23 protein-coding genes are annotated in these 26993 nt (G+C 67.5%); 5 read left to right on the top strand and 18 right to left on the bottom strand.

All coding sequences use genetic code 11. The features are described from left to right. Positions 1-4 precede the first annotated feature (4 nt). Both ACOQFL_RS01265 and ACOQFL_RS01260 read right to left on the bottom strand, forming a co-directional pair. Positions 5-460 carry a PTS sugar transporter subunit IIA gene (locus ACOQFL_RS01265; protein ID WP_435542220.1) on the bottom strand — a complete coding sequence of 152 codons (456 nt, stop codon included), beginning with the start codon at positions 458-460 and terminating at the stop codon, positions 5-7. Beyond that, positions 457-693: a PTS sugar transporter subunit IIB gene (locus ACOQFL_RS01260; RefSeq protein WP_435542219.1), complete on the bottom strand. Its 237-nt coding sequence runs from the start codon at positions 691-693 to the stop codon at positions 457-459. The genes ACOQFL_RS01265 and ACOQFL_RS01260 overlap by 4 nt, the downstream gene beginning before the upstream one ends. Positions 694-999: 306 nt before the next feature. On the opposite strand from ACOQFL_RS01260, the gene ACOQFL_RS01255 reads away from it, so the two are divergent. Both ACOQFL_RS01255 and ACOQFL_RS01250 read left to right on the top strand, forming a co-directional pair. Next, entirely contained in the window at positions 1000-2274 is a 1275-nt protein-coding gene (locus ACOQFL_RS01255; RefSeq protein WP_435542218.1) for a PTS transporter subunit EIIC, read from the top strand. Between the two features lie 51 nt (positions 2275-2325). Further along, the gene (locus ACOQFL_RS01250) at positions 2326-2595 is read left to right on the top strand and encodes an HPr family phosphocarrier protein (RefSeq protein WP_435542217.1); all 270 of its coding nucleotides are present in this window, start codon (positions 2326-2328) and stop codon (positions 2593-2595) included. A gap of 372 nt (positions 2596-2967) precedes the next feature. Here the strand turns inward: ACOQFL_RS01250 and ACOQFL_RS01245 are convergent, their stop codons facing one another. The 6 genes from ACOQFL_RS01245 to ACOQFL_RS01220 form a co-directional block, all read right to left on the bottom strand. Continuing rightward, positions 2968-3861: a shikimate dehydrogenase gene (locus ACOQFL_RS01245; protein ID WP_435542216.1), complete on the bottom strand. Its 894-nt coding sequence runs from the start codon at positions 3859-3861 to the stop codon at positions 2968-2970. 67 nt (positions 3862-3928) lie between these two features. Beyond that, entirely contained in the window at positions 3929-5140 is a 1212-nt protein-coding gene (locus ACOQFL_RS01240) for an endolytic transglycosylase MltG (protein WP_435542215.1), read from the bottom strand. Between the two features lie 12 nt (positions 5141-5152). After that, a complete protein-coding gene (gene ruvX, locus ACOQFL_RS01235) occupies positions 5153-5650 on the bottom strand; it encodes a Holliday junction resolvase RuvX (RefSeq protein ID WP_092628463.1) in 498 nt (165 codons plus the stop codon). Then, positions 5647-8325, bottom strand: a complete 2679-nt coding sequence (gene alaS / locus ACOQFL_RS01230) for an alanine--tRNA ligase (RefSeq protein ID WP_435542214.1) — start codon at positions 8323-8325, stop codon at positions 5647-5649. Before alaS ends, ruvX begins: the two co-directional genes overlap by 4 nt. 85 nt (positions 8326-8410) lie before the next feature. Then, on the bottom strand, positions 8411-8767 hold the full coding sequence (locus ACOQFL_RS01225) for a hypothetical protein (protein ID WP_435542213.1): 357 nt from the start codon (positions 8765-8767) through the stop codon (positions 8411-8413). Continuing rightward, on the bottom strand, positions 8764-9168 hold the full coding sequence (locus tag ACOQFL_RS01220; RefSeq protein ID WP_435542212.1) for a DUF948 domain-containing protein: 405 nt from the start codon (positions 9166-9168) through the stop codon (positions 8764-8766). The genes ACOQFL_RS01225 and ACOQFL_RS01220 overlap by 4 nt, the downstream gene beginning before the upstream one ends. Before the next feature lie 230 nt (positions 9169-9398). On the opposite strand from ACOQFL_RS01220, the gene ACOQFL_RS01215 reads away from it, so the two are divergent. Beyond that, complete coding sequence (locus ACOQFL_RS01215) at positions 9399-10574, top strand: hypothetical protein (RefSeq protein ID WP_435542211.1); 1176 nt, start codon at positions 9399-9401, stop codon at positions 10572-10574. Positions 10575-10638: 64 nt separating this feature from the next. Here ACOQFL_RS01215 and ACOQFL_RS01210 read toward each other — a convergent pair whose 3' ends face one another. The 6 genes from ACOQFL_RS01210 to aspS form a co-directional block, all read right to left on the bottom strand. Beyond that, the gene (locus ACOQFL_RS01210; RefSeq protein ID WP_435542210.1) at positions 10639-11604 is read right to left on the bottom strand and encodes a 2-hydroxyacid dehydrogenase; all 966 of its coding nucleotides are present in this window, start codon (positions 11602-11604) and stop codon (positions 10639-10641) included. 160 nt (positions 11605-11764) lie between these two features. Continuing rightward, the gene (locus ACOQFL_RS01205; protein ID WP_435542209.1) at positions 11765-13153 is read right to left on the bottom strand and encodes a replication-associated recombination protein A; all 1389 of its coding nucleotides are present in this window, start codon (positions 13151-13153) and stop codon (positions 11765-11767) included. 78 nt (positions 13154-13231) lie between these two features. Then, a complete protein-coding gene (locus ACOQFL_RS01200) occupies positions 13232-14749 on the bottom strand; it encodes a SulP family inorganic anion transporter (RefSeq protein WP_435542208.1) in 1518 nt (505 codons plus the stop codon). 446 nt (positions 14750-15195) lie between these two features. After that, positions 15196-15579 carry a hypothetical protein gene (locus tag ACOQFL_RS01195; protein WP_435542207.1) on the bottom strand — a complete coding sequence of 128 codons (384 nt, stop codon included), beginning with the start codon at positions 15577-15579 and terminating at the stop codon, positions 15196-15198. A 582-nt stretch (positions 15580-16161) separates the two neighbouring features. After that, a complete protein-coding gene (locus tag ACOQFL_RS01190) occupies positions 16162-17367 on the bottom strand; it encodes a phosphotransferase family protein (RefSeq protein ID WP_435542206.1) in 1206 nt (401 codons plus the stop codon). Between the two features lie 675 nt (positions 17368-18042). Continuing rightward, entirely contained in the window at positions 18043-19848 is a 1806-nt protein-coding gene (aspS, locus tag ACOQFL_RS01185; RefSeq protein ID WP_435542205.1) for an aspartate--tRNA ligase, read from the bottom strand. Positions 19849-20195: 347 nt separating this feature from the next. Here aspS and ACOQFL_RS01180 point away from each other — a divergent pair, with 347 nt between their 5' ends. Then, entirely contained in the window at positions 20196-21266 is a 1071-nt protein-coding gene (locus ACOQFL_RS01180; RefSeq protein ID WP_435542204.1) for a hypothetical protein, read from the top strand. Positions 21267-21470: 204 nt separating this feature from the next. Here ACOQFL_RS01180 and ACOQFL_RS01175 read toward each other — a convergent pair whose 3' ends face one another. After that, a complete protein-coding gene (locus ACOQFL_RS01175) occupies positions 21471-22559 on the bottom strand; it encodes an Rv2578c family radical SAM protein (protein ID WP_435542456.1) in 1089 nt (362 codons plus the stop codon). A gap of 140 nt (positions 22560-22699) precedes the next feature. Between ACOQFL_RS01175 and ACOQFL_RS01170 the strand changes: the two genes are divergently transcribed. Continuing rightward, positions 22700-24097, top strand: a complete 1398-nt coding sequence (locus ACOQFL_RS01170) for a YibE/F family protein (protein WP_435542203.1) — start codon at positions 22700-22702, stop codon at positions 24095-24097. A gap of 85 nt (positions 24098-24182) precedes the next feature. Here the strand turns inward: ACOQFL_RS01170 and ACOQFL_RS01165 are convergent, their stop codons facing one another. The 3 genes from ACOQFL_RS01165 to ACOQFL_RS01155 are packed head-to-tail and all read right to left on the bottom strand — an operon-like array spanning position 24183 to position 26820. Next, entirely contained in the window at positions 24183-24827 is a 645-nt protein-coding gene (locus tag ACOQFL_RS01165; protein WP_435542202.1) for a hypothetical protein, read from the bottom strand. Further along, positions 24824-26086 (bottom strand): histidine--tRNA ligase, encoded by a 1263-nt coding sequence (hisS, locus tag ACOQFL_RS01160; protein ID WP_435542201.1) that lies wholly within the window; start codon positions 26084-26086, stop codon positions 24824-24826. Before hisS ends, ACOQFL_RS01165 begins: the two co-directional genes overlap by 4 nt. 50 nt (positions 26087-26136) lie before the next feature. Then, positions 26137-26820, bottom strand: coding sequence for an MBL fold metallo-hydrolase (locus ACOQFL_RS01155; RefSeq protein WP_435542200.1), 684 nt, complete (start codon positions 26818-26820; stop codon positions 26137-26139). Positions 26821-26993: the final 173 nt, after the last annotated feature.

The following is a 26993-nucleotide window of genomic DNA, read 5'->3' as shown; positions in this document are numbered from 1 at the left end:
CGCATCACGAGTCGATGGTGAACAGCGGATCCCCGCCGTTGACCCGCACGCCGTCGGCCATGTCCGACAACGCGTCCTGACCGACCTCGAGTGCCACCACTGGACACACCGAGGAGTAGCCCTGCTCCTCGACCTCGGTGGGATTCCAGCTCACGACCGGGCTGCCCGCCGCGACACGTGCCCCCTTGGCCGCGTGCAGCGTGAATCCCGCGCCTTCGAGCTTGACGGTGTCGATTCCCAGATGAACCAGCACGGCCTTGCCGTCGTCGGTGGAGACGACGAAGGCGTGCGGATGCAGTGTCGACAGGACGCCCTCCACCGGCGCCACGGCCTCCGAGCTGCCACCGCTCGGTTTGACCGCCACGCCGGGGCCGACCATCGACTGGGAGAAAACGGGGTCCGGTACCTCGCTTATGGGGGCCACCAGCCCCGTCACCGGACTGAGTACCTGAACGCTCACAACAAATCCTCGATATCGCTCGCGATGGTGTCCGCTTCCGGCCCCACCACGACCTGGACAACCGTGCCCTGCTGCATAACGCCGTGCGCACCCGCCTTCTTCAACGCGGGCTCGTCGACCTTGGCGCCGTCCTCCAGCTCACAACGCAGTCGCGTAATGCACGGCTCGATCTCGACGATGTTGCCCTGACCGCCCAGCGCGGCCAGGATCGCCGAAGCCTTGTCATCAGCCACCGAAATCCTCCACTCTCGATCACTCGCGCATCGAGTGTCCCCACACAGCTAACCACGTCGCCCCGGGCACGTCCGATGTCGAACCGGCAACGAATCGGCCACCCGCTTGACACCTGTTCGCCCGGAGGCGCAAGGTTCCCTCCAACTGGTTTAGACCTTACCGTACCAACAGCCCGGCGAAGGTACGAGTGATTCGGCGGACAGTAAGCCGCGGGTGCACCCCTCCCCCGACCGGGAGCACCGTGGCGAACTGACCGCGACGTGGCGAGACCGTTCCAACGCACCGGTGTATCCAGGAGGTACTCGATGAGCACCAGCGCCAGCCCGTCCTCGGGCGGCAGCAAGACTTTCGCGCAGCTACAGCGGCTGGGCAAAAGCCTGATGCTCCCCATCGCAGTGCTGCCGGCGGCGGCACTGCTGCTTCGACTCGGTCAGGATGACCTGATCGGCGCCATTCCCGGCCTGACCGAGGCAGGCAGCGTCATCAGCTCCGCGGGCGGGGCGTTGTTCGACAACCTGCCGCTACTGTTCGCGATCGGTGTGGCGATCGGGTTCGCACGAAAAGCCGACGGCTCCACCGCCCTGGCGGGCGCGGTGGGTTATCTGGTGCTGGCCGGGGTGCTGTATCAGATGACCGGCACCGAAGGCGACACCGTCTACAACAAGGGCCCCTACGGAGTGCTGGGCGGCATCATCGCCGGTCTGGTGGCCGCGACGCTGTGGCAACGCTTTCACCGGATCAAGCTCCCCTCCTACCTGGGCTTCTTCGGCGGACGTCGGTTCGTCCCGATCATCACCTCGGTGGTCATGCTGGGCATCGGCGTGGTGCTGGGCATCGTCTTCCCTTATTTCGACCAGGCACTGACAGCTTTCAGTGACGCGGTGACCGGCAGCGTCGTCGCGGGCGGCGGAATCTACGGCGTGGTCAACCGGCTGCTGCTGCCGGTGGGCCTGCACCACATCCCGAACGCCATCCTGTGGTTCAGCACCGGCGAGTACCAGGGCGCCCAGGGCGACATCAACCGGTTCTTCGAAGGGGATCCCAGCGCGGGAACCTTCATGACCGGGTTCTTCCCCATCTTCATGTTCGCGCTGCCCGCCGCCGCGCTGGCGATCTACCACTCGGCCAAGCCCTCCCAGCGCAAGCTGGTCGGCGGTATCATGTTCTCCACGGGGCTGACCGCCTTCCTGACCGGTGTCACCGAGCCGCTGGAGTTCTCGTTCATCTTCGTGGCATGGCCACTGCTGATCGTGCACGCGGTTCTGACCGGCACCTCACTGGCGCTGGTCAACGCACTGGACATCCACCACGGTTTCGGCTTCTCGGCCGGGGCCATCGACTACCTGCTCAACTTCGGGATCGCACAGAAACCACTGTGGTTGATCCCGATCGGACTGGTGTACGCGGTCATCTACTACTTCCTGTTCCGGATCATCATCACGAAGATGAAGCTGCCCACACCAGGTAGGGAGGACGACGCGGAAACCGAGCAGTCGGAAACCGAAAGCGCTTCGGCAACCACCGCCGCCGCGGGGTCGGTCGACGCCGGTGATTCCACCACCGGGGGGAGCAAGACCTGATTCTCGAGCATTCACGAGGATCGGTAGGCAACGACGAGAACGGACGAGGAGATGCCTGAACGACACGTCACCGTCGCGAGCAAGGTCGGTCTGCACGCACGGCCCGCGGCCATGCTGGCCAAGGAAGCGGCCGCGCAGTCGGTGAAGATCACCATCCGCAAGCAGGAGACGGAGCCGGTGGAGGCCGCCAGCATCCTGGGTTTGATGACCCTGGGAGCCGCGTACGGCGACGAAGTCGTGCTCGCCGCCGACGGTGAGGGAGCCAACGATGCGCTGGATCGGATCGCCGAGCTAGTCAACAGCGAGCTGGACGGCTCCTGATGAAAACTGTAGTGACTCGGTTTCCGTAGTGGGTCGCTTGGCGGAACCTCGCGCACGGCTCTCGCTGCGGGAGGCCCGACATCGAGTAGGCACCTACGCCACGTTGGGCCTTCCTCGCGAGAGCCGCACGGGAGACCCCGCGGCGGTGCCGATCGCGTAAGTGGTCGGAGTACGGCCTGCGAGGGTGGTCGGAGTTCGGCTCTCCGTGGAATGGGCGCGGCGATTTCGTGGGAAATTGACACCGCCGAGAATCCGTCACACGTAACCGTGGGCCGGTTCCCTGCCTCAGGGGACCGGCCCACGTTCGTGCGAAACATCGTGAGCCGAGGCGGTCCGGGCGGCCCCACACGTTCACCGCGGCGAACCACCCGCTCAGAGCAGCGGAAGGGGCACCCTCCCGCCGGTGGCCTCGGACAACGCGTCCCGCATCGCCGATTGCGGAGCGGGCTTGCCCGTGAACAGTTCGACCTGGCCGAACGCCTGGTGCAACAGCATGTCGAGTCCGGTCGCCAATCGACCGCCCGCCGCGTGCACGGCGTCCGCCAGCGGCGTGGGCCAGGGGTGATAAACCACGTCCAACACACGGCCCGCCGCTGCCAGCTCCCGGACACGGCCATCCACCGCCCCGGCGGGCAGGGTGGAGACCACCACATCCGCCTCGGCGGCAGCCCTCACGAGATCCAGCGAGTCCAACGCCCGGCTCTCGGCCCGCACGCCGACACGTTCGGCCGTGGCCAGCGCGGAACCGGCCCGGGCGGGGTCGCGTACCGCCAGGGTCGCGGTACGCACCCCCAGCTCGGCGAACGCGGCGAGCACGGCCAGGGCTGTGCCACCGGCACCCAGCACCAGTCCGACGCGCTCCGCCGTGTCGTCGTCACCGTGGAATCCGCAGGCCGCACGCAGCGCCCCGGTGATGCCGTCGACATCGGTGCAGTCCGCGTACCAGGCACCACCGGCACGCCGGACCAGCGTGTTGGCGGCACCGACCGCGGCGGCGCGCTCACTGGACTCCGAGGCCAGCTCCAGCGCCGCGTGCTTGCCCGGCATGGTCACCGACAGCCCGCGCCAACTGGAATCGAACTCGCCGAGCAGCGTCCGCAACCCCTCGGCGTCCCGTTCGATGCGCTGGTACGACCAGTCGTGCAACCCCAGCGCCGCATAGGCGGCCCCGTGCAGTACCGGGGAGAGCGAGTGTTCCACGGGGGAACCCACCACCCCGGCTCTCACCACACGAGATTCCACCGAATCAGGTGACTGAGCGGACATCCCGGAAGCTTCCTTTCGAAACCGGACTCTCGTACGAACCTCACGGGGCCGCTCTCGCGGACGAACGTCACACCCCGTTGCTCGCGGCCTTCTTCTGGGCCTGTTTGTGCTGTTCGAACGTCTTGGAGAAACAGGAGGTGCCGTCCGTGCGGCATTTGACGAAGTACTTCCAGTCGCCCTCGACGGGATTGGCGGCCGCCTTGATCGCCGCCGTGCTGGGCGCGGATATCGGTGTGGGTGGCAGGCCGGTTCTGTTGTAGGTGTTGTACGGACCCTTCTCGGCCCTGTCCTCGTCGTCGGTGTAGAGCTCCGGGTCCTCGGTAACGTAGTTGATCGTCGAATCGAGCTCGAGCCGCATGTCGATGGCCAGCCGGTTCTCGATCACACGCGCCACCTTGCCGAAGTCCTCGGTGATGCCCTCACTCTGCACCAGTGAGGCGATCCGCAGCAGTTCGTAGCGCGAATGGCCGGATTCCGAGGCCAGATTCGACAACCCCACGGCACGCAGCTTGTCGAAAGAATCCGACAGCACCGAACGCAGCACCTCGACGGGACCGGCAGTGGGTTGGACGTGATAAATCCCCGGCAGAATGAGCCCCTCGAGGCGTCGCCTCGGGTGGGGAACGTCCGAGACCGCGTCGGCTGCCCAGTCGGGAAGGCCGAGTTCGGCAGCCGGAGTCTCGGTGGCGGCCCGGGTCAATCGCTCCTTGGTGATACACCCCTGGGAGTTCCCCTTCCCGGTGCAGGTGGCCGCGGCCAACCGGGTGAGGATGCCCTTCTTGACCTTCCCGTGGGGAAGGTTGTGATCGGCGAGCTGCATCCCCCCACGGATCTCCACCATGCCCGCTCTGGCCTCGTCGGAGACGATGCGCTCGACGGCTGCCTCACCGGACATCTCGGACCGCATCAGGTAAAAGCCCGGCTGGATGCCCTTGATCTCACTGTTTCCCTCGGCCGCCTGGACAAACGCGGCGGCGGAGGCCACCACACCCCGCTCCGAGAGCGTGCCCGCGATGGCACTGGTGGATTCACCGGGCCGGACCTCGACGACGACCTGCCCGTTGCCGCTCCCCTCGTAGTCCTCGTAGCTGCCGAGCCGCAGTAACTGCAGCACGCCGTACCCGGCACCGCCCGCGACGATCAGCAGCACCAGAATTCCGGAGCACGCCGTGACAATGCGCCGACGACGTCGTCGGTGCAGCCGTTCCCGCTCCGCCGCACGGCCGCCGCGTGGTGTGTCTCCAGCGTCATCGGTGAACAGACCGAGATCATCGTTCACGCCGGGGTCCTCTCATTCGCTCCGGCCGCGTGCGTCGAGCCAGGACTGCAGGATCTCGACCGCAGCGGCCTGATCCACCACGTCCCGTTGACGCCTACCACGGATCCCGCGATCGGACAGCACCTTGGTGGCCGTCACGGTGGTGAGTCGTTCGTCACTGAGCCGTACCGGAACATCGCCGGTCCTGGCGTTGAGCGCGTCGGAATAGGAACGTGCCATGTCGGCCGCGGGGCCGTGCCTGCCCGCCAGGGTGACCGGCAGGCCGACCACTATCTCGACGACCTCGTACTCGCGCACCAGCTCGGCCAGCTCGTCGAGATCGGACTTGCGGGACTTGTCCCGTTTGAGCGTCGTGAGCGGGCTGGCGAGGATGGGCGCCGGGTCGCTGACCGCGACGCCCACCCGTGCCTGGCCCACGTCCACACAGATACGTCTGCCGGGGCCCGGGTCCTTCCGGTCACGGCCGGAGCCGCCCCGGTTCGGCTCGGTTTCGGAGCGTTCGGGATTCACGCCCGTGCCACCACCTGCTCCAGCTCCTTGCGCAACGCTTCGATCGCGGTCTCGATGCCCGAGGGATCGGAGCCACCGCCCTGGGCCATCTCGGCCTTCCCGCCGCCCCGACCGCCGATGTGCGCGGCGAAGGAAGGCACCAGCTCGCCCGCTGCCACCCCCCGATCCTGGGCGCCCGGACTGACCGCGACGACGAAACCGACCTTGCCGGTGTCCGGGTCAGCCGAGAACAGCGCCACGACCGAAGGACGGGAACCCAGTTTACCGCGAACCTCACCGGACAGGGCTCGCAACGAGTTGCCGTCCACGCCGTCGGCGACCCGGACCGCCACCAGGCTGACACCGTCGATGTCGACGGCACCACCGGCGAGTTCGCCCGCCGACTGCAACACCTTGGCCACCCGCAGCTGCTTGAGTTCCTTCTCGGCATCCCGGAGCCGGGTGACCATGCTGTCGATGCGCTCGGGCAGGTCCTCGGCCTTGACCTTGAACCTGTCCGCGAGTTCGTTGACGAGCATGTGCTCCTTGTTGATGTAGCGCATCGCGTCCATGCCCACCAGGGCCTCGACGCGGTGCACCCCGGAACCGACCGAGGAGTCGTTGACCAGTTTGACCACACCGAGCTGCCCGATGCTGCCCACGTGGGTGCCACCGCACAGCTCCCTGGAGTAATCGCCCATGTCGATCACGCGGACCCGGTCGCCGTACTTCTCACCGAACAGGGCGACGGCCCCGAGCTCCATCGCCCGGTCCATCGAGGTGGTGTAGGAATTGACCTCGACGTCCTGCTGCAGGTACTCGTTGACCTCCTCCTCGACACCGCCGAGCACGTCGGAGGAGACGGCCGAGGGGGCGGTGAAGTCGAACCGCATCCGGCCGGGGGAGTTCAACGAACCGGCCTGCGCGGCACGCTTGCCGTAGGCGTCGCGCACGGCCGCGTGCACCAGGTGGGTGGCGGAGTGGGAACGGGCGATGGCATGCCTGCGTTCCGCGTCGACGCCCGCCTCCAGCCGGGTGTCGACCGCGACCTCACCACCCAGCACCTTGGCGCGGTGCACGGACAGGCCGGGCACCGCCTGCTGCACGTCGGTGACCTCCAGCTCCACGCCGGGACCGACCAGTTTGCCGGTGTCGGCTATCTGGCCACCCCCCTCGGCGTAGAACGGGGTGCGGTCGAGAACCAGTTCGACCTGACTTCCCTCGCCCGCGACCGGCACCGGAGCACCGTCCCGCAGCAGCCCGAGCACCCTGCTGGTGGAGCGCAGATCGGTGTAGCCGATGAACTCGGTCGCACCGTGCTCGTCGAGCAGGGTGCGGTAGGTGGACAGGTCGCCGTGGGCGGTCTTGCGGGAGCGCGCGTCCTCCTTGGCGCGCTGCCGCTGCTGCTCCATGAGCTCGCGGAACCCCTGCTCGTCGACCGAGAGCCCGCGCTCGGCCGCCATCTCCAGCGTCAGGTCGATCGGGAAGCCGTAGGTGTCGTGCAGCTGGAAGGCCTTCGAGCCCGGCAGCTGGGCGGCCCCCTGCTCCCGGGTCCGCTCCACCGCCGTGTCGAAGATCTTGGAACCGGCCGACAGGGTGCCGAGGAAGGCTTCCTCCTCGTTGCGGATCACCGAGTCGATGCGGTCGAAATCACTGGCGAGTTCGGGGTAGCCCGGCGACATCGCGTCCCGCACCACCTTGGTGAACTCACCCAGCACCGGCTCGTGCACGCCCAACAGCCGGGTGGAGCGCACGACGCGGCGCAGCAGCCGCCGCAGCACGTAACCCCGGGTCTCGTTGCTGGGGGTGACGCCGTCGGAGACCAGCATCATGCCGGATCGCATGTGATCGGCGATCACCCTGAACCGCACGTCGTCGACGTGTTCGTCGCCGTAGCGCTTGCCCGAGAACTCCTCGGCCTTGGCGATCACGGGGCGCACCAGGTCGGTCTCGTAGACGTTCTCCACGCCCTGCAGCAGGCAGGCGACCCGCTCGACGCCCATACCGGTGTCGATGTTCTTGGTGGGGAGCTCGCCCAGGACCGGGTAGCCGTCCTTGGGGCTGCCCTCCCCCCTGATGTCCTGCATGAACACCAGGTTCCATATCTCGATGTAGCGATCCTCGTCGACGACGGGACCGCCCTCCTCGCCGTACTCGGGACCACGGTCGTAGTAGATCTCCGAGCAGGGACCACCGGGGCCGGGAACTCCCATGTCCCAGTAGTTGTCGTGCGCGTCCCTGCGCTGGATCCGTTCCGGGGGCAGCCCGCTGATCCGCTGCCAGAGCCGCTCGGCCTCCGGATCGTGCTCGTAGACGGTCACCCAGATGCGGTCGGGGTCGAAACCGAATCCACCGGAGTCCCGCGAATTGGTCACCAGGCTCCAGGCATGCTCGATGGCCCCCTCCTTGAAGTAGTCCCCGAAGGAGAAGTTGCCTGCCATCTGGAAGAAGGTGTTGTGCCTCGTGGTCTTGCCGACCTCGTCGATGTCGGCGGTCCGCACGCACTTCTGGATGCTCGTGGCACGCGGGTAGGGAGCGGGCGCGTCACCGAGGAAGTAGGGCTTGAACTGCACCATCCCGGCGTTGACGAACAACAGGTTGGGATCGTCCAGGATCAGCGAGGCACTGGGAACGACGGTGTGCCCCCGGCCACGGAAATGCTCGGTGAAACGGTTGTTTATCTCGTGGGTCTGCACGATGAAGTCCTTCTACGCGGATGCGGGCTACCGGCACGGAGCAGGCGGGACACCGGTCGGCGTGAGCGGAGACTCGCGGCGAACGTCAGCGCCCCGCCCTGCGAGCTCGCCGGCCCTGCGAACCGGTCTCCTCGAGCGTTCCCGCCATCCGTGTCACCTGCCGGTTCCCATTGTCCGGCAGCGTAATGGTCCGCTGCTCACGGCCTCCGGTGACGATACCGGTGCGCTCGGCCACGTCGTCGTGGAGCTCGCGTTCGCGTTCGGTCATGCCCGCACGAACATCCGCTCCGAACGAGCCGACCGCCTCCGCCAGCTCCCGGACGGCATCGCCCAGTTGATCGGCCACACCCGCCGGGGTGGCCTTTCGCGCGGTCCGATTGACCTTGCGGCTCAGCGCCACGCCCGCGGCGACACCGGCGCCGAGCCAGAACAGACGGCTCACTTACGACCCCCTTTGCGCCTGCGGGAATGCTTACCCGCGGCCTGTTCGTCGCGCTTTCGGCGGGCGCGCAGGGCTTTCCTCACGCCGTAGGTGAAGGCGGCTGACTTCACCAGCGGACTTCCCAGTGTAGCGGTGAACAGCGAAGACAGTGCCGACACATTGCTGGAGACCGACTGAGCGTTGGCCGTGATGCCGTCGACACGTTCCAACTGCGTGTTCACGTGGTCCAACGTCGTGTTCGCACCGGTGAACAGCGGATCGGAGTTCTCCTGCGCCTTGCGGATCGCGTTGGTCGCCTCGTCCAGGGTGCGGCCGAGCTTGACCAACGGGATCGCCAGCAGCACGACCAGCAGCACGAAAGCACCTGCTGCGATCAGCGCGGCGATCTCGGTGGGCGTCACGTATCCTCCCGGTTTCCAGCCGATTCGTGCGGCCACCGTGACGAGGCCCTCGAAACGGCGGCGATGATCGCGGCCAGGCTATCGCGTCGCGCTCACGGGTACGTGTGCGGCTTTGGGCACGAGGACGCGGCTTGGCACGGGTGGTCGGTGTGAAAGCGCGCGACCCGCACGATAGATTGCTCTTCCGGCCGGGTTGGGCTCCGCCGGACGAGTACGAGGGGACGCGTCGAATGCGCAAGCGGGCCGTATCGGCCGCACTGAGGGCAGGGTTCACCAGCCGCACGCCGCTGCTGGTGACGCTGGTGTTCACGTTTCTGGTCAGCACCTTGGCCGGAGTCAGCGGCGGAATACAGACCGCGACGGACCGCGACGTGCTTCGTGCCGACGGCGCACAGCGCATCGTGATCTCCTCGCTGAACAGCAAGGGCACGTTCGGAAGCCTCGACGACGAACGGATGGAGCTGATCCGCTCCGTTCCCGGGGTCGATCACGCGGTCGCGGACTACCCGTCGGCGATCCGGACTCCGTTGGGCACCGGCATGCCGCGCCTCTCGCTGGCCACGCACTCCTGGGGGAGCTACGTGTCCCCTCCGATCACGGGAGGCTCGGTGGCCGAGGGTGTACTCCCCGGCCAGGTGGTACTTCCGGCCCGAAGCCAGGGGGTGAACTTCACCCGCCACCTCGGGCGCACGCTGAGCTTCAGCCACAGCGACAAGCTCCCGGCCCCTCCGAGGCCGGAGGCCGGAATCGAAGAGGCCGCGGACGGCTCGCGCTCACCGGGTGTGGGCTCGGCGATCATCGAACTCGAGGTGATCGCCACCTACGACCCCCGGTGGCACGCGGACGGACCGCAGACCGCCTATCTCGCGCCGGTGACCGCCGCCCGAGTGGCCGCGGCGGGCGAAGGCAAGACCGTTTCCCAGTTGCGGGAGACCAGCAACATCGAACGGGTCGGCGTGCTGGTCGAGGAGTCGTACGAACCGAGAGCGGTGGCTTCCAGGCTTCGCGAGATGGGCCTCGGCGCCTTCCGGCTGCCGCTGCGGGAGCAGAAAATGATCGCCACAGTGGGCACCTGGCGCTACATCGCGCTCGGTGGGCTGCTGGGCGGAGCGGTGCTGTTCGGAGTGTTCACCGCCAGGCGGAACGACTCCCGAGAACGGTTCGAGCACGGGGCGCCGACAGCAGCTGCCGTCGCACTCGCCGGGGCCGTCCCCGCGACCGCCTTGGGAATCCCGGCGGCGCTGGTGTTGCGTGCTCCGATGGAGGAGTTCCTGGGCCTGCGGATCGACCACTGGATGCTGCTGCCGAGCCCGGTGTGGGTGCTGCTCGGAATCCTGCTTCCCGCGCTCGCCGCGGCCGCGGGGGTGGCGGGCGAACGAGCGAGCGGACGGTTCCGCCGCGGTTGACGCGGGGCGCGGAATCGTATCCCGCCAAGCCCCGCGGTTCCCCGCCAGGGCTCCGAAAGGAGCCTCAACCGTTGACCGGCGAAACCGGGCCACTGCCGTCGAGCACCCCGACCACGTTGCGCGCGGCCAGCTCGGCCATCGCCGTACGCGTCTCGCTCGTGGCCGAACCCAGGTGCGGCACCATCACCACGTTGTCCAGGTCGAGCAGCTCCGGGTCCACCTCGGGCTCGTTCTCGAACACGTCCAGTCCGGCTCCGGCGATGGTGCCGTCCCGAAGAGCGCGTGCCAGGGCACGTTCGTCGACCACGGCACCGCGACTGGTGTTGAGCAGCACCGCCGAGGACTTCATGGCGGACAGGGCCGCATCGTCGATCAGGTGCCTGGTCGATTCGGTCAGCGGGCAGTGCAGCGACACCACGTCCGAGTCCCGCAGCAGCCGCGGCAGCGGCAGAAAACTCGCGTCCAGCTCGCGCTCGATCCCGGGAGCCACGCGATTCCGAGCGGTGTAGACGACCTCCATGCCGAAGGCACGCGCTCTGCGTGCCACGGCACGACCGATCTGGCCCATTCCGACTATTCCCAGGGTCTTACCCTGCAGTCCGCTGCCCAACATGAACGAGAAGTGCCACGCCCAGGGGGTACCCGAACGGATCAACCGTTCCCCCTCCGCGAGCCTGCGGGTGCTCATCAGCAACAGCCCGAACGTCAGATCCGCCGTGGCATCGGTGAGGACGCCGGGCGTGTTGGTCAGCAGTACCCCGCGTCGGTCCAGTGCGGGCACGTCGACGTTGTCGTAGCCCACCGCGACATTGGCGACCACACGCAACGACGGCCCCGCGGCGTCGAGGACCTCGCCGTCGATCCTGTCGTGCAGCATGGTGACCACCGCCTCGGCACCGTGCACGGCCTCGTGCAGCTCCGCCGGGGTCATCGCTCGGCTCTGGCTACAGAGCCGCACATCACCCACCGACTCCAGCAGTCGCAGCGCCGACTCGGGAATCGAGCGGGTGACCAGGATCCGAGAACTCACTCATCCGTCCCTTCCGAACCCGACCGTGACGAGGGCCGGGTCGTCGACTCGTGGCTTGTCCGGCCGAACCGGCACGTTACCCGAAAACAAACCCGAAGCCGACGTTTCGTGGGAGGATCGCGAACCACGATGGGAGGGGCCGGCGACTTTCACCCGGGAACTACTGGCGATCCCCGCGGACGATGTTGCGCAGTTTCGGCAACCGTTCCGCCAGTGTTCGTTCCTCACCGCGCCCGTGGGGCTCGTAGTAGTTCCTCCCGACAAGGGAATCGGGCGGGTACTGCTGTTCGAGCACCCCTTCGGGGCGATCGTGCGGATAGCGGTACCCGAGGGCGTTCCCCTGTCGCTCGGCACCCGCGTAGTGCCCGTCCCGCAGATGCGCGGGTACGGTTCCGGCCCTGCCCGCACGGACATCGGCCAGCGCGGCGTCGATGGCCGTGATCACGGCATTGGACTTGGGGGCGGTGGCCAGATGCACCGTGGTCTGGGCCAGCGCCAGCCTGCCCTCCGGCATGCCGATGAACTGCACCGCCTGGGCGGTGGCCACGGCGCTCTGCATCGCGGTGGGATCGGCCATGCCGACATCCTCGCTGGCGTGCACCACGAGCCTGCGGGCGATGAATCGTGGATCCTCGCCCGCCTCGATCATCCTGGCCAGATAGTGCAGCGCGGCGTCCACGTCCGAACCGCGGATGGATTTGATGAACGCGCTGGCGACATCGTAGTGCTGGTCACCGTCCCGGTCGTAACGCACTGCCGCCTTGTCCACCGTCGCCTCGACGGTGGCGAGGTCGATGGTGGTCGAACCGGTGGCGGCCGCCGCTTCGGAAGCGGCCTCCAGCGCCGTCAGCGCGCGGCGCGCGTCTCCCCCGGCCAGCGTCACCAGATGCTGCTCGGCCTCCTCGTCCAAGCGGAACTCGCCATCCAGCCCGCGTTGTTCACTGACGGCGCGGAGCACCAACTGTCTGACCTCATGTTCACCGAGCGGTCGCAGTTGCAGCATCAACGAACGCGAAAGCAGCGGTGAGACCACGGAGAACGAGGGGTTCTCGGTGGTGGCGGCCACCAGCAGCACAGTGCGGTCCTCCACCGCGGACAGCAGCGCGTCCTGCTGTGTCTTGGAGAAACGGTGCACCTCATCGATGAACAGCACCGTGGCCTCACCCGAGTGCCCGAGCCTGCGCCGTGCCTCCTCGATAACCCCACGCACCTCTTTGACACCCGCCGATAGCGCGGACAGCGCCACGAAACGACGTCCGGTGGCCTGGGAAACCAGCCCGGCCAGCGTGGTCTTGCCGGTGCCCGGTGGTCCGTGCAGCAGCACCGAAGCGGGTGCCGCCCCCTCCACGAGACGGCGCAACGGCGCTCCGGAGCCGAGGAGGTGGTCCTGCCCGATGACTTCGTCGAGCGTCCGGGGACGCATCCGCACCGCCAGCGGCGCGTTCTCGGCGAGTCGCTGTTCGGCGCGGTCCTCGGCATCCGCGCCGAACAGGCCGCCGTCCAGCAGACCGCCGTGGAACGAACCGTTGTCGAACAGGCCATCAGTCACGTTCCCGACGCTACCCGCGCCGTACGGCACCGGTCGTGCGGGACGGCGCGGGATTGCCACCTCCAGCGGATCTCGCTGTCAGCGCGCGCCCGGCATGGCCAGCTCCACGGCGCAGGAGTTCTTGCGCCGTTGCTCCGCCCAGTGCTCGATGCTCTGGTGGCAGGCTCGGTCCAGATGCCGCAGCGGCGTCATGTCGACATGAGCGCTACTGGTGTGCGGCAGTTGTTCCAGCCTGTCCTGCAGCTGCGGCAACCGCAGGAACGTGGCGTTGCCGTGCAACCGCACCCGGGCGTGGTTCTCGTCGTGCTCGATCTCCACGGAAAGTCCGGAAACCTCCCACGCGGTCTTGATCACCGCGGCCGCGATGCCGGTGAGCACACCGATCAGCAGGTCGGTGGCCAGGATCGTCCCAGCCGTAAGCAGCAGGATGAACGCCTCCGAACGCTGTTCCCGGATCAGGTTGGCGACCTGGCGTACTCCGAGCAGCTTCCATCCCGCGTGCACCAACAGCGCTCCGAGGGTGGCCAGCGGAATGAAGGAGAGCAGCTGGGGAAGCAGCATCACGAACAGCAGGAGCCAGCACCCGTGCAGCACGCGGGAGAGTTTGGTCCGCGCCCCCGCGTGCACGTTGGCGGTACTGCGCACGATCACCGCGGTCATCGGTAGAGCGCCGAGTACTCCGCAGACCGCGTTCCCGGTTCCCTGCGCCACCAGCTCGGAGTTGTAACGGGTCTTGGGACCGTCGTGCATTCGGTCCACCGCCGCCGCGCTGAACAGGCTCTCCGCGGAAGCGATCAGCGCGAAGGTCAGAATCGATCCGAGCACCGCGAAGCTGGTAACAGCACCGAAGTCACCGGGAGTGGTGACATTGATGGTCTCCAGCAGCGAACCGACCCGGATCGTCTCCAGCGGGAGCCCGAACGCGTAGGTGAGCGCCGCCGCGACGGTGACTCCCACCAAGGGTGCGGGAACGGTCCGGAAGCGTTGGGGCAACCGGCCCCACAGCGCCATGGTGAGCAGCGTCACCGCCGCGATGGCGAGCCCGGCCCGCCCCGCGGGGGTGGTGAACACGGCCCGGAACAGTTCGGGCAGCCCGGCGAACTTGGCACCGGTGTGCGAGGGCTGGTCCAGCCCTCCGATCGGATAGATCTGGCCGAGTATCAGTACGAGTCCGATCCCGGCCAGCAGCCCTTGCACCACCGAGGGCGAGATCGCGCGGAACCAGGTTCCGATGCCGGTCAACCCCATCGCGATCTGCAGCAGCCCCGCTCCGAGCACGACCACTCCCAGCGCGGCGAGACCGTGGTCGGCGATCGTGGAGGCGACCAGCACGGTCAGACCTGCCGCGGGTCCACTGACCTGCATGGTGCTGCCCGGCATACAACCGACGACGATGCCGCCGACGATGCCGGTGACGATGCCCAGTTCGGCGGGCACACCGGAAGCCACGGCGATTCCCACACACAGTGGTAACGCCACCAGGAAGACCACGAGCGAAGCACCCAGGTCGAAGCCGAACACCGATTTGTTCCGGCGGATGTGTTCGCCGAGGGAGCCCGACCGCGTGGGCCGGGTCGATTCGAGTTGTGTGGTCACGATTCACTCCGCGAGAGTCGACAGGCCCGTGTCCGCGTTCGGACACACGTGGGCCCGCAGGGGTCATCAGTCGAAATGTGTCGCTGGTACGAGTGGGAATCCGTTCCGGAAGCCCCGAGCGGGTATTCGGATTACTCGCTCGGCTCACCGTCCGTACCGCTGCTGGTTCCTCCGGAGCACGCTTTCTCCCGGTGCGGAGAAGACTCGAAAGAACCCGCGTTGCGGACAGCTTCCCGGAATGGATTTCCAACGGACTCGCGTCGATGCGAGAAGAATTCGGCGAGGAAGCCCGCGAGCGTTGTGCCCTGTGGACCGGAACGTGCTACAGCTCGGCCTGGCAGTCGGCGAACCGAACGTGCCCCGACTCCCACCATCGCTGCCGCGTAAACGAGGCAAGGGACCTCGCGAGCGGCGCAGGTCCCCGTCGAACCGAATCGGTTGACGAATCACCTGCGGTAGACCTGGAGTCTCGCCTGGGAGTGGGCGGATCTGCACTTCACGGTCGAGTCGACCGCACCACGTGTGTTTTCGACCTCTTCCCCGGTGGCGAAGCGCTGCCTGCCGGGAAGAGTCGTGCGGTTCCGTCTGCTGCACGACCGCTCGGTGCGCCGCCCGACCCTTCTGCCGAGTTCGGCCACGCTGGGGCGCTTGCGGAGTTTCTCGCTCTCGCAAGGAGCGCTGTGCTCCGTTTTGTACTCCCCGGAGACGGCCCTGCCGACCTGTGCCGCGGCACCGACCGCGTGCAGCGGGGAAAGCACGACGAGGACCACAGCGAACAGCAGGAACAACGCCGCCCGCAGCGCCGAATTCATCCCGGCTTTCACTGTCACCCCCGACACTGCCACCTCCGACTACCGACCGAGCTCCGACCAAGGGTCGGATGTATCGGTCCACCACCCAACGCGGACATTTCCGATATTACCGGAGAAATGTGTACTCGGAGTAAACCAAAATTAACCCGAAAGGATGGAAAAACGCGTGGCGGACAGCGGAAGCACCGAACACGAAAATTTTCTCAGGTCAGCGCGATGCCCGAAAAATCAATACCGCTTTCGTGTGTAAGTTACCACACAGCGCACAAGCGGCCTCTTCCCAAATATTAGGAATACACGAAAAGACTACGTCTTCCTTGGTTTCCGCTCGAACCCGACAGGACTGCCCGAACAGCGGTGCCCACCCGCGGTTATCCACCTGCGGTTATCCACCGATGAGGCCCGTGCGAGGCTCCCCGTACAGTCCTACCGGAGCGGCGCGGCAACACGGGAGCTCCGAGGAATTTCCCGGTAGGAACGGGCGAGACGGCGGGCACGAGGCCATCGGAAGGCCGGCTCCCATTCGGAACCGGCCCCGGAGAAGGAGCCTCCGCCCGTGGCGGACGAAAACGCGGCAGCTCGCCGCGTGAGAGATCACGTTCAGCGAAAGGCCGGGTACGACCGCAGCTCCAACGCTCCGGAACCGAATCGTTCCACCAACGCCTGCACCATCCGCTCCGCGTACTCGGCGATCTCCGGCATGTCGTTGGCAGCGGCATCCTTGCCCAAGCGCTGCCAACGGTCGGCGAGCGCGGTGCTTCGACGCGGCGAAGGCATGTGGGCGTCGATGGGTCCGTCCAACTGGCCGTCCCGGGGGAGGAACCACCAGGTCGACACCCAAACCCAGAGCAGCTGCGCGTCCAGCAGGCGAGGCATCAGCACGGCGTCGTCGTCCAGGTCCGACCACACCTCGACGATCTCCGAACGCCAGGTGGCGAGCATGTTGTCCACCAGTCCGGCGGGCATGGCGTACGAGCACCAGGAGGAGGGGAACGGGAACTGCAGATAGGCGGCATCCAGCGCGATATCACGGACACACGCCCATTCGAAGTCCAGAAAACGCACCCCGTTACCAGTCACCAGACTATTGTCCGGACAGATGTCGGAGGGGCTGAAGGAGCGGTACTTGGTCGAGCCCAACAGCCCGGCGGCGGAATCGAGCCGTGCTCGCACCTGCTCGGGCAACGACAGATCCAGGGTGTTGGCCAACAGCTCGGGAAGTTCCCGCAACGAGCGCTGGATGTCGTCGGCGACCGGATCGCTCCACGACTCGAGCCCGAGCCTACGCATCAGAGCGTCGAAGTCGGCTTCCCTGCCCGCCATCGAGGTGTGCAGCCTGCCCAGCGCACGAGCCCAGGCCAACAACGAACGCTCGGCGGCGCGCGGATCGTCGGCGAACAGCACATCGGCCAGGTTCGCGCCGCGGCCGAGGTCTTCCAGAACCAACAGCCGCTTCTCGGTGTCCTGAGCGATCAGTTCCGGCCCGACGCGCAGTTCCGGTGGAAGTGCGGTGGCCAGCTGACAGCTTGCCGCCTCGTGGGCGAACGGATCCGAGTGGCCCTTGCCGGGAACCGTTCCGTAATGCTTGATCACGAGTGTGCGCGGCAACTCGAACGGTGTCTCGGCGACCCGGACCCGCATCACGACCGACCGACCGCTACCGCCCAGGTCCTCCGGGTCGGCAAGCCGGACGGGTGCCCCCATTCTCCGGGTGAGCACGGTCTCAGCAGTACCGAGCGTATCGGTAACCTCCGCACTCGCGGGCACACGAACCTCCGGCGGACCGGTGGTGATTTCCACGCTCATCGTCTCCAGACCCTACCGCCACCGCCCGCTGCTCCACGGGCCTGACCGGTTAAGTTACACCCGACTCGGGTAACGGCCTTGCGTACCGACGGTACCCACAAGAACACCACCCTCAACGGTTACGCGGCCACCGAGCGCTCGGCAACCCTTGCCACCGAGGTGAACTACCCGTTCCGACGACGAACCAATCACCACAGTGGTTGCACGATGTTCTCCACTCGTTACTGCCCGGCGCGTTACCCGCCTCCGCTCGTGGCAGCAGAACGGAGATCGACGCCGAACGGCTCCGGGAGCCGGGCGACTCCGAAATACGAGAACCCTCCCGAAGAGGGGAACATTCCGAAAGATCGAAACATTCCGAACGGCGAACGGCCAGCATTTCGCCACCGACCGTAAACCGTATGCCACCGCAGGCGTAACGGGTTTTCACGCGATCGGAGTATCGGCTGACACTGTGAAACCGCCCGAACCGAAGAGTTCCTCCCCGGCGGCACCGGGGAGGGCAGCTTCCGCCGTCGGAGCGCAGGATGAGACCGTGCTCACTCCTTGCTCGGTTGGTCGTGTCTCGAGCGGGGTAACACGAAACGAGTCACCCCTGCGACCACGCACCGTGTCGTAGTGCCACGCGGCGACACGGCTCGGCACTCCTCGACCGAACGGAAGAAGCCAACGGAGTCAGGAGCTCCGGGAACCCGCCTGCTCGGCTTCCCCGCCCCCACGTCGGGTGGGCTTGACGTCCACCCCTGCCTCCTTGCGCTGCGCCGCGGTGATCGGAGCGGGAGCGCCGGTGAGCGGGTCGAACCCGTTACCGCTCTTCGGGAAGGCGATGACGTCACGCAGCGATTCCGCGTCGCTCAGCAGCATGCAGATGCGGTCCCATCCGAAGGCCACACCACCGTGCGGGGGCGGACCGTACCGGAATGCCTCCAGCAGGAAACCGAACTTCTCGTCGGCCTCCTCCTTGGAGATACCGAGCACCTCGAACACTCGCTGTTGCATCTCCCAGCGATGGATACGGACGGAACCACCGCCGATCTCGTTACCGTTGCACACGAGATCGTAGGCGTTGGCCAGGGCCTTCTCCGGGTTCTGCTCGAAGCTGTCGGCCCACTCCGGCACCGGCGCGGTGAAGGGGTGGTGCACAGCGGTGTAACGACCGGCACCGACGGCGACGTCGTCGCTGTCGTCGACGGACTCGAACATGGGGGCGTCGACGATCCACACGAACGACCAGGCGTCGTGATCGACGAGTCCGCAGTTCTCCGCGACCTCCAGGCGGACCGCCCCGAGCAACGCACGCGAAGGGCCGGGCTGTCCGGCCGCGAAGAACACGCAGTCCCCGGGAGAGGCTCCGACCGCCTTGGCCAGCCCGTCACGCTCCTGCTCGGAGAGGTTCTTGGCCACCGGGCCGGACAACGTGCCGTCGGCGCCGACCAGCACGTAGGCCAGTCCTTTCGCACCGCGCTGCTTGGCCCACTCCTGCCAGGCATCCAGCTGCCTGCGGGGCTGGTCCGCACCACCCGGCATGACCACGGCTCCGACGTAGGGGGCCTGGAAAACCCGGAAGGGGGTATCGCGGAAGTAGTCGGTCAACTCGGTCAGCTCGACACCGAACCGCAGGTCCGGTTTGTCCGTCCCGTAGCGCGCCATCGCCTCGGCGTAGGGCAACCGGGGAATCGGAGCGGGGATCTCGTGGTCGGCCAGTTCGCGCCACAGCGCGCGGATCACCCGCTCGCTGACGTCGATGACGTCCTCGGCGTCGACGAAGCTCATCTCGATGTCGAGCTGGGTGAACTCCGGCTGCCGATCGGCGCGAAAGTCCTCGTCGCGGTAGCAGCGGGCGATCTGGAAGTAACGCTCCAGACCACCGACCATCAGCAGCTGCTTGAACAACTGTGGCGACTGTGGCAACGCGTACCAGCTGCCGGGCTGCAGCCGTGCCGGAATGAGGAAGTCGCGGGCACCCTCCGGGGTGGAGCGCGTCATCGTGGGAGTCTCCACCTCGACGAACTCGCGCCCGTGCAGCACCTCCCGCGCGATGCGGTTGGCCTCGCTGCGCATCCTGATCGCCTTCGCGGGCCCGGAACGACGCAGATCCAGGTAGCGGTGCCGCAGCCGGACGTCCTCGCCCACGTCGAGATGCTCGTCCACCGGGAAGGGCAACGGAGCCGACTCGGAGAGGACCTCGAGGTCGGTCGCGGTCACCTCGATGGCACCCGTCGCGATCTCCGGGTTCTCGTTGCCCTCCGGCCGGAGCGAGATCTCCCCGGTGACACGGACGCAGAACTCGGCGCGCAACCGGTGGGCACGCTCCGCCATCTCACCCTCGCGGAAGACCACCTGCGCCACTCCCGAGGCATCACGCAGATCGATGAAGATCACTCCACCGTGATCACGGCGACGCGCCACCCATCCGGCGAGGGTGACGGACTGCCCGGCTTGGTCGGCACGGAGCGAGCCGGCCTCGTGCGTGCGCATCACGGCTGCTGATCTCCTTACGATGTGAATCGGGTGGTCGTCCGGAGCGGGACCACTCCAGGCTAGCCAACGCCGACCATCGACCGTGCACCAGGTTTCGGGTAGCCACCGAGCACGGGTCCGGCGAGGAACACCCGAATGTCGCAACGGTCGGGCACGGATGAGGAATTCGGCGATCGTCTCCCACACGCAGCGAACCGCGCTCCCGACAACACCGTTGAAACGGCACCACCGTGACCGAAGCGGTAACGCTCATCCCCTGGGGACGTCGAATTCCCGCAATCTCGTTGCACGAACGTGATCAGTACAATTAGCGTTCCGCGGGAGGTCAGCAAGCACGAGGAGTGGTAATGGTCGTCCCCCGCACCCGAACACCCTCCACAGCGTCCCCGTTAACCGGACACGAGCACCGTCAACTGTCCCCCGAGCTGTCCAAGCTACTGCGGACCGGCCCGTTCGACGTCGCGCTGCGAGCCGCGATCCGTTCGAGCAGACTCAGCCTGGAGCGCATTCAGCATCGACTGCGTGCCAGAGGCACCCCCGTGAGCATCACCGCGCTGAGCTACTGGCAATCCGGACGCCGCAGACCGGAACGACCGGACTCACTCGTGGCGCTGCGCGCGCTGGAGGACGTGCTCGGCGTGCCGGACGGCGCGCTGTCGGCACTGTTGGGACCCCCGAAGCCGAGGGGCCGCAACCGGGAGGAACCCTCGGCGCCGACGCTGGCCACGCTCTGGTCCGACAACGCCTCGGCCGCGGGCCTCCTCAGCAGACTGGACACCAGCGCTGACGGTCACCTCACACGACTGAGCCAGCACGACGTGCTCGAGATCGACTCGGCGGGCAAACAACGGGTCCTGCGGGTACGCCAGCTGGTCCAGGCGGAGCGCAACGGGGTGGATCGTTGGGTGACCGTCTTCGACAACGCGGGCAGTGGTGTGGCACCACCCAACATCAACGCCTCACACGGCTGCACTCTCGGCCGGACACTCTCGGACCACCGCAACGGGGTGGTCGCGGCGGAGTTGCTGTTCGACCACTGCCTGGAAAAAGGCGAGACCGCGCTGCTGGAGTACGAGATCACCCACGGCCCGAACGGCCTGGTGGGAACCGAACAGGACCACACCTATTCGCGCAGGTTCCGGCTGCCCGTGCGGGAGTACCTGGTGGAACTGTGGTTCGACCCGGACAATCCACCCGCACACTGCGAGAGTTTCACCGCCCGGCCGGACGGTTCGGAGTTGGGAACCGCCAAGCCGATGTCGATCGATCCGCGCGGTCGCACCCACGCCGTTGCACTGGACTTCGGGCTCGGCGCGTTCTGCGTGAGGTGGCAACCCGTTCAGCCGACGCCGAGCCCGAGCGGAGTTCCCGGCCTCGTGAGCCGGCCGCCCGCGGCACTGGCACAGCGACTCGGATAAGGCGGACAACGCGCCCACTCGGCGGAGGCCCGGGTTCGTGTCAGGCGCTTGGACATTTCACGGTCGGTCGCCGTTCTCGCCACCGGATCCGCCCGACACGGCGAACCGACGCCGGGGCCAAGGCGCTACCAACCGAGAGTGTCGAGGCTCCGTTTCCGTGCGGACGAAACGGCCACTTCCGCTCGCTGTCTTCTTGCGCGGGAATCAAAGCAGGCTGAGCTGCTCGTGCGCGGTTTCGGGAGCCGCACGTTCCGGCGTCTCGCGCGTCCCGCCCGCGGATTCGCGAGGCATCCCGTGCGCGCGGCAGGCCTGTTCCACCAGCTCCACCACTTCTCGCTGGTAGGACTCGGGAACATAGGCCCTGTTCCGGTACAGCCGCGCGTAGAGCGGAACCAGCGACGGATACTCGCGTTGCAACCAGGCGCGGTACCACTCGCGGGCCCCGGGGCGGAGATGGAGCGGCAACGGGGTGATGCTTTTCGCTCCGGCCTCCACCAGCGCCCCCACCGTGCGGTCGAGCTGCTCCGGTGAATCGCTGAGTCCGGGTAGGATCGGCGCCAGCAACACCGAACAACCGATCCCGGCCTCGGCGAACCGCCGCACCACTTCCAGCCGCCGGGCGGGGGCGGGAGTGCCGGGTTCGACCGTCCGCCAGAGCCGCTCGTCGAGCGAACCGATGGACACCGCGACCGAAACGTCGGTCACCGCCGCCGCCGACTCGATGAGATCGAGGTCGCGCAGAATCAGCGTCGACTTCGTGAGGATCGAGAACGGGTTGGCGCGCTCGGACAGCACGGTGAGGATGTCTCGCATCAACGCGTAACGCCCCTCGGCACGCTGGTAGGGGTCGGTGTTGGTCCCCATCGCCACCGGTTCACCGCGCCACTTCGGGCTCGCCAGCTCACGGCGCAGCAGCTGCCCCGCGTTGACCTTGACCACGATCTTGCTGTCGAAATCGTGTCCGCTGTCCAGGTCGAGATAGGTGTGGGTGTTGCGCGCGAAGCAGTAACGACACGCGTGACCACACCCCCGGTAAGGATTCAGAGTCCACTCGAACGGAACACCGGACTCCCCCGGAACCCGGTTGAGGATCGACTTCGCCCGGATCTCGATGGCGTAGGCGTCCTCCGTGCCCGCTTCGATCGGCACCGGATCGGGCAGTCGCAGCCCCGCGCCCACCCGGCGGTCACCGTTCGACGGCGGTTCCGGTGACACCCCCAGGTCCAGTTCGGCCGTCTCGCCCCCACTTTCGGGGACACCCGTTTCCCCCGAAGAACCGGTCGGCGGAGTGATCCGCTGCCTCTCCCAACGCACGACCTCATTCGAACACGTATTCGAATCGCTGTCCAATCGAGGACACCGAGGCGCGAGACGACGACGAGCTCGCAGGAAGCCGAAGATAACCGGAGAGACCGCGGTCGTACCATGATGCGGTGCCGTCACCCGAAGATTCCGCCAGCGGCATCCCGAGCGATCCCCCCACCGGACACGGCCACGGACACGGACACGGACATTCCGCCCCGAGAGCCTCCAGACGCACTCGGCGGTTGCTCGCCGCGGTGTTGACGCCTTTCGCGTTGGCCGCCGTAACGGGGGCGATACTGCTGTATCCCTTCGGGCAGCACTCCACTCCCGAGACGAAACCGGGCTTCACCCGTAACCCGGTGGACGGTGTCGTGCTCGCGGCACGCGCCGCCTCCTGCACCACGGGCGGGATCTCCGGGCAGGGCACCGGAGGTTCGGGAAACTGCGTGCTGCTTCGCGTCGAACTGCACGGCGGCCCGGCCTCGGGGAGCACGATCGAACAACGAGTACCCGACGAACCGACCACCCCGGAGTTCGGCGTGGGGGACGAGATCGTGCTCTCCTACTCCGGTGACTCGCCACGCGAGTCCACCTCGTACCGGATAGTGGACTACCAGCGGGGCGGTTGGCTGCTGGTGCTGGTCGGCCTGTTCGCCGCGTCGGTGCTCGCACTGGGACGCGTCAAGGGAGCGGCCTCCCTGCTGGCGCTGACGCTGACGCTGACCGTGCTGCTCGGGTTCGTGCTTCCCGCCATTCTCTCCGGAGCCGCTCCCCTGCTGGTCGCCGTGGTGGCAGCCGGACTGATCATGTTCTGCGTGCTCTACGCCACGCACGGCGTCTCGGCACGGACCTCGACCGCCGTGCTGGGCACCCTGGCGAGTCTGAGTCTGATCGGCCTGCTCAGCGCGGGGTTCGCCGCGCTGACCGGACTGACCGGACTGGACGATTCCACTTCGTCCCTGATAAGCGCCCTGGGCCACGACATCGACGCTCGGGGACTGTTGCTGGCCGGAGTCGTGATCGGGGCACTGGGAGTGCTCGACGACGTCACCGTCACGCAGACCAGCGCGGTGTGGGAACTGCACCACGCCAATCCCCGGTTGCGTTGGCGGGAACTGTACTCGGCCGCGCTGCGGATCGGTCGGGACCACGTCGCGTCCTCGGTCAACACGCTCGTGCTGGCCTACGCGGGCACGGCGCTCCCGCTGCTGTTGACCTACAAGCTGTCCGGCCAGTCGTTCGGGGACATCGCCACCACCCAGGACGTGGCCCAGGAAATCGTGCGAACCCTGGTGGGAAGTCTGGGCCTGATCGCCGCCGTGCCCCTGACCACCGCCATCGCCGCGACGGTGGTACTGAGCGAGGACGGCACGCGGGGCGGGGACGGCTCGGAGGCACCTTCCGAGCCGCAGCGGGCGGACACCTCCGGGGTGCTCGACGTCGTGCGCCGAGCCGCCTCGGAGGGATCGACCCGTGCGGTGCTCGGTGCGGCGGGACCGCGTCGCGGTTCCCGTTCACGCCGGTGACACCGTGCTGCCGGTCGCCGTACCGCCGGTGTCCGGCCGGTTCGAGAGGGGACCACGAAGGGACCCGACAGCGCGGCCCGGCGACTCAGTCCAGCATGGCCACGAACTTCGCCACGTCGGTGTTGGCCACTCGCCGGGCCACCCCGCCGCCCGGGACCGCGGAGGCCAGTTTGTACAGCGGCCGGTCCGCCGCGGCGTCGCCGCGTGCCTCGGCCCGGAGCTGCGCCACGATCAGTTCCGAGAGCACCAGCGCACGGGTGTCCCCGGTACCGGCCAACGTGTCGGCCAGCCGCCGCAACGCGTAGACACCGAGTTCCTTCCCACCGGTGCCCGCGTACATCGCCAGCGCCACGTTCAACGTGCGGTGCCGGGGCGGCCCCGTGACGACCAGACTGATCGTGCGGGTGCCCCGGATATCGGTGATCAGCACGTCCAGCGCGGTGGCCGTCGCCAGATCCACCCGGCGCGTGCCGAAGGCACGCGCCGCCACTTCGGTGCCACACAGCCAGTAGGTCTTGCGCGCCTCGCCGTAGGCCATCAGCAGCAACGGCAGCGCCAACACCACCAGCGGGACGAAGAAACCGACCGCGCCCGCGAACAGCCCAGCGATGCCGCCGATGGCCGCGCCGATCACGACAGCGGCGACGGCGACACCGATCGCCCGCCTGCGGACGACGCGACGATCGAGCAGATCCAGCGTCACGGTCTCCTGGGACTGTTCCTCGCTCATCCGGACAGCACCGTCCGTGCCTTCTCGACCACCGAGGACAGCGGGATGCTCTCCTGCTGCCCACCGGACAGATCCTTCAGCTGCGCCGAGTCCTCGGCCAGATCACGTTCTCCGAGCACCAGCGCGTAGCGGGCGCCGGAACGGTCGGCCGCCTTCATCGCGCCCTTCAGCCCCTTGCCGCCGTAGGCTACCTCCACCCGGATACCCGCGTGCCGCAATTGACCGGCCAGTGCCACCAGTCGCCGCTTGGCCTGTTCACCGAGCGGTACACAGTAGATGTCGCAGCGGGACTGGTCACCGGGCTGCACTCCTTCCACTTCGCAGGCGAGCATGGTGCGGTCCAGCCCCAGTCCGAATCCCACCCCGGAGAGCTCGGCACCGCCGAGATCGGCCATCAAACCGTCGTACCGACCGCCACCGCCGATGCCGGACTGCGCCCCGAGCCCGTCGTGCACGAACTCGAAGGTGGTCTTGGTGTAGTAGTCCAGCCCCCTGACCAGCCTGGGGTTCTCGGTGAACGGGACATCGAGGTCACGCAGGTGCGCCTTGACCTGCTCGTAGTGCTCGGCGGCCTGGTCGGAGAGGTTGTCGGCCATCAGCGGGGCGTCGGCGACCATCTCGCGGACTTCCGGGCGTTTGTCGTCGAGCACCCGTAGCGGGTTGAGCTCCACCCGACGGCGGGTCTCCTCGTCCAGCGGCAACCCACGCAGGAACTCCTGCAGCTTGGCTCGGTACTCCGGGCGGCACGTGCTGTCACCCAGCGAGGTGAGCTCGATGCGGTGGCCGGTCAGTCCCAGTCTGCGGTAACCCTCGTCCGCCACGGCGATCACCTCGGCATCCAGCGCCGGATCGTCCACGCCGATGGCTTCCACGCCCACCTGCTGCAGTTGTCGGTAACGGCCCGCCTGCGGCCGCTCGTACCGGAAGAACGCCCCGCTGTAGTACAGCTTGAGCGGCAGCTGGCCACGGTCGAGGCCGTGTTCGATGACCGACCTGATCACGCCGGCCGTGCCCTCGGGACGCAGCGTGATCGAACGTCCGCCCTGATCGGGAAAGGTGTACATTTCCTTGCTGACCACGTCGGTGGACTCACCCACACCGCGTGCGAACAGCGCGGTGTCCTCGAACACCGGCAGTTCGATGTAGCCGTACCCCGCACGGCGAGCGGCTTCACCCAGGGTGTCGCGCACCGCGAGGAATCGTGCCGATTCCGGGGGGTAGTACTCGGGAATGCCCTTGGGGGCGGCAAACGTACTCATCGCTGACTTCTTCTGGTCTCGTCGGTCCTGGTGCTGGTTCTCGGGGGCGGTCACTCGGCCGCGACATCGGAGGCGCCGAGCCCCCGCAGGAAGGGGTTGCTCTCGCGCTCCCGCCCGATGGTCGTGGTGGAGCCGTGTCCCGGAAGCACGGCCGTGTCGTCGGAGTGCGGCAGGATCTCGTTCCGGAGTGTGTGCAGCATCCGCTCGTGGTCACCACCGGGCAGGTCGGTGCGACCGATGGCTCCGGCGAACAGGGTGTCGCCGGTCAGCAGCAGTCGACCGCCTTCGGCGGTGCCGGTCCCGAACAGCACCGAACCGCCCGTGTGACCGGGTGCGGGCCGCACGTCGAACTCCATGTCCGCCAGGGTGAGCACGGTGTCGCCGGAGAGCTCGCGCACGTCCTTCGGCACCTTCACCGGCACACCGTCGAACAGCTGGCGTCCCTCCGGGCCGAGCGCGGCGCCGGGTTCGGCGAGCATGTAGTGATCCTCGGGATGCACCCAGGCGGGTATCCCGTAGGACTCGCACAGTTCCCCGGCGGAGAACACGTGGTCGAAATGGCCGTGCGTCAACAGCACGCCCACGGGGGTGAGCCCGTGGTTGTCCAACTGTTCGCGCACCGGCTCGACGGCATCCTGACCCGGGTCCACCACTACGCACTCGCCGCCCTCGTGCGGGGCGAGCACGTAGCAGTTCGCCTGGAGCTGGCCGACGGGGAAACCAACAACAAGCACGGAGTGCTACCTCTTCAGCGTTCGGGGACGTGCGACCGGGTACCCGCGGCGCGGGGAACCACCGCACCACGTGCCGACGGGACACCCGGATCACTCCAGTGCTCCCAGCCTAGTCGTGCGGTCTCACAGTTTTCGCACACCGGGCCGTTCTACACTCCCCGAAAACGTGATCC

It is taken from the genome of Actinopolyspora sabaoui (assembly GCF_051225635.1).
Classification (GTDB): domain Bacteria; phylum Actinomycetota; class Actinomycetes; order Mycobacteriales; family Pseudonocardiaceae; genus Actinopolyspora.
Note: the sequence above shows the minus strand (reverse complement) of the source record. Positions and strands in the feature narration are given on the sequence as shown.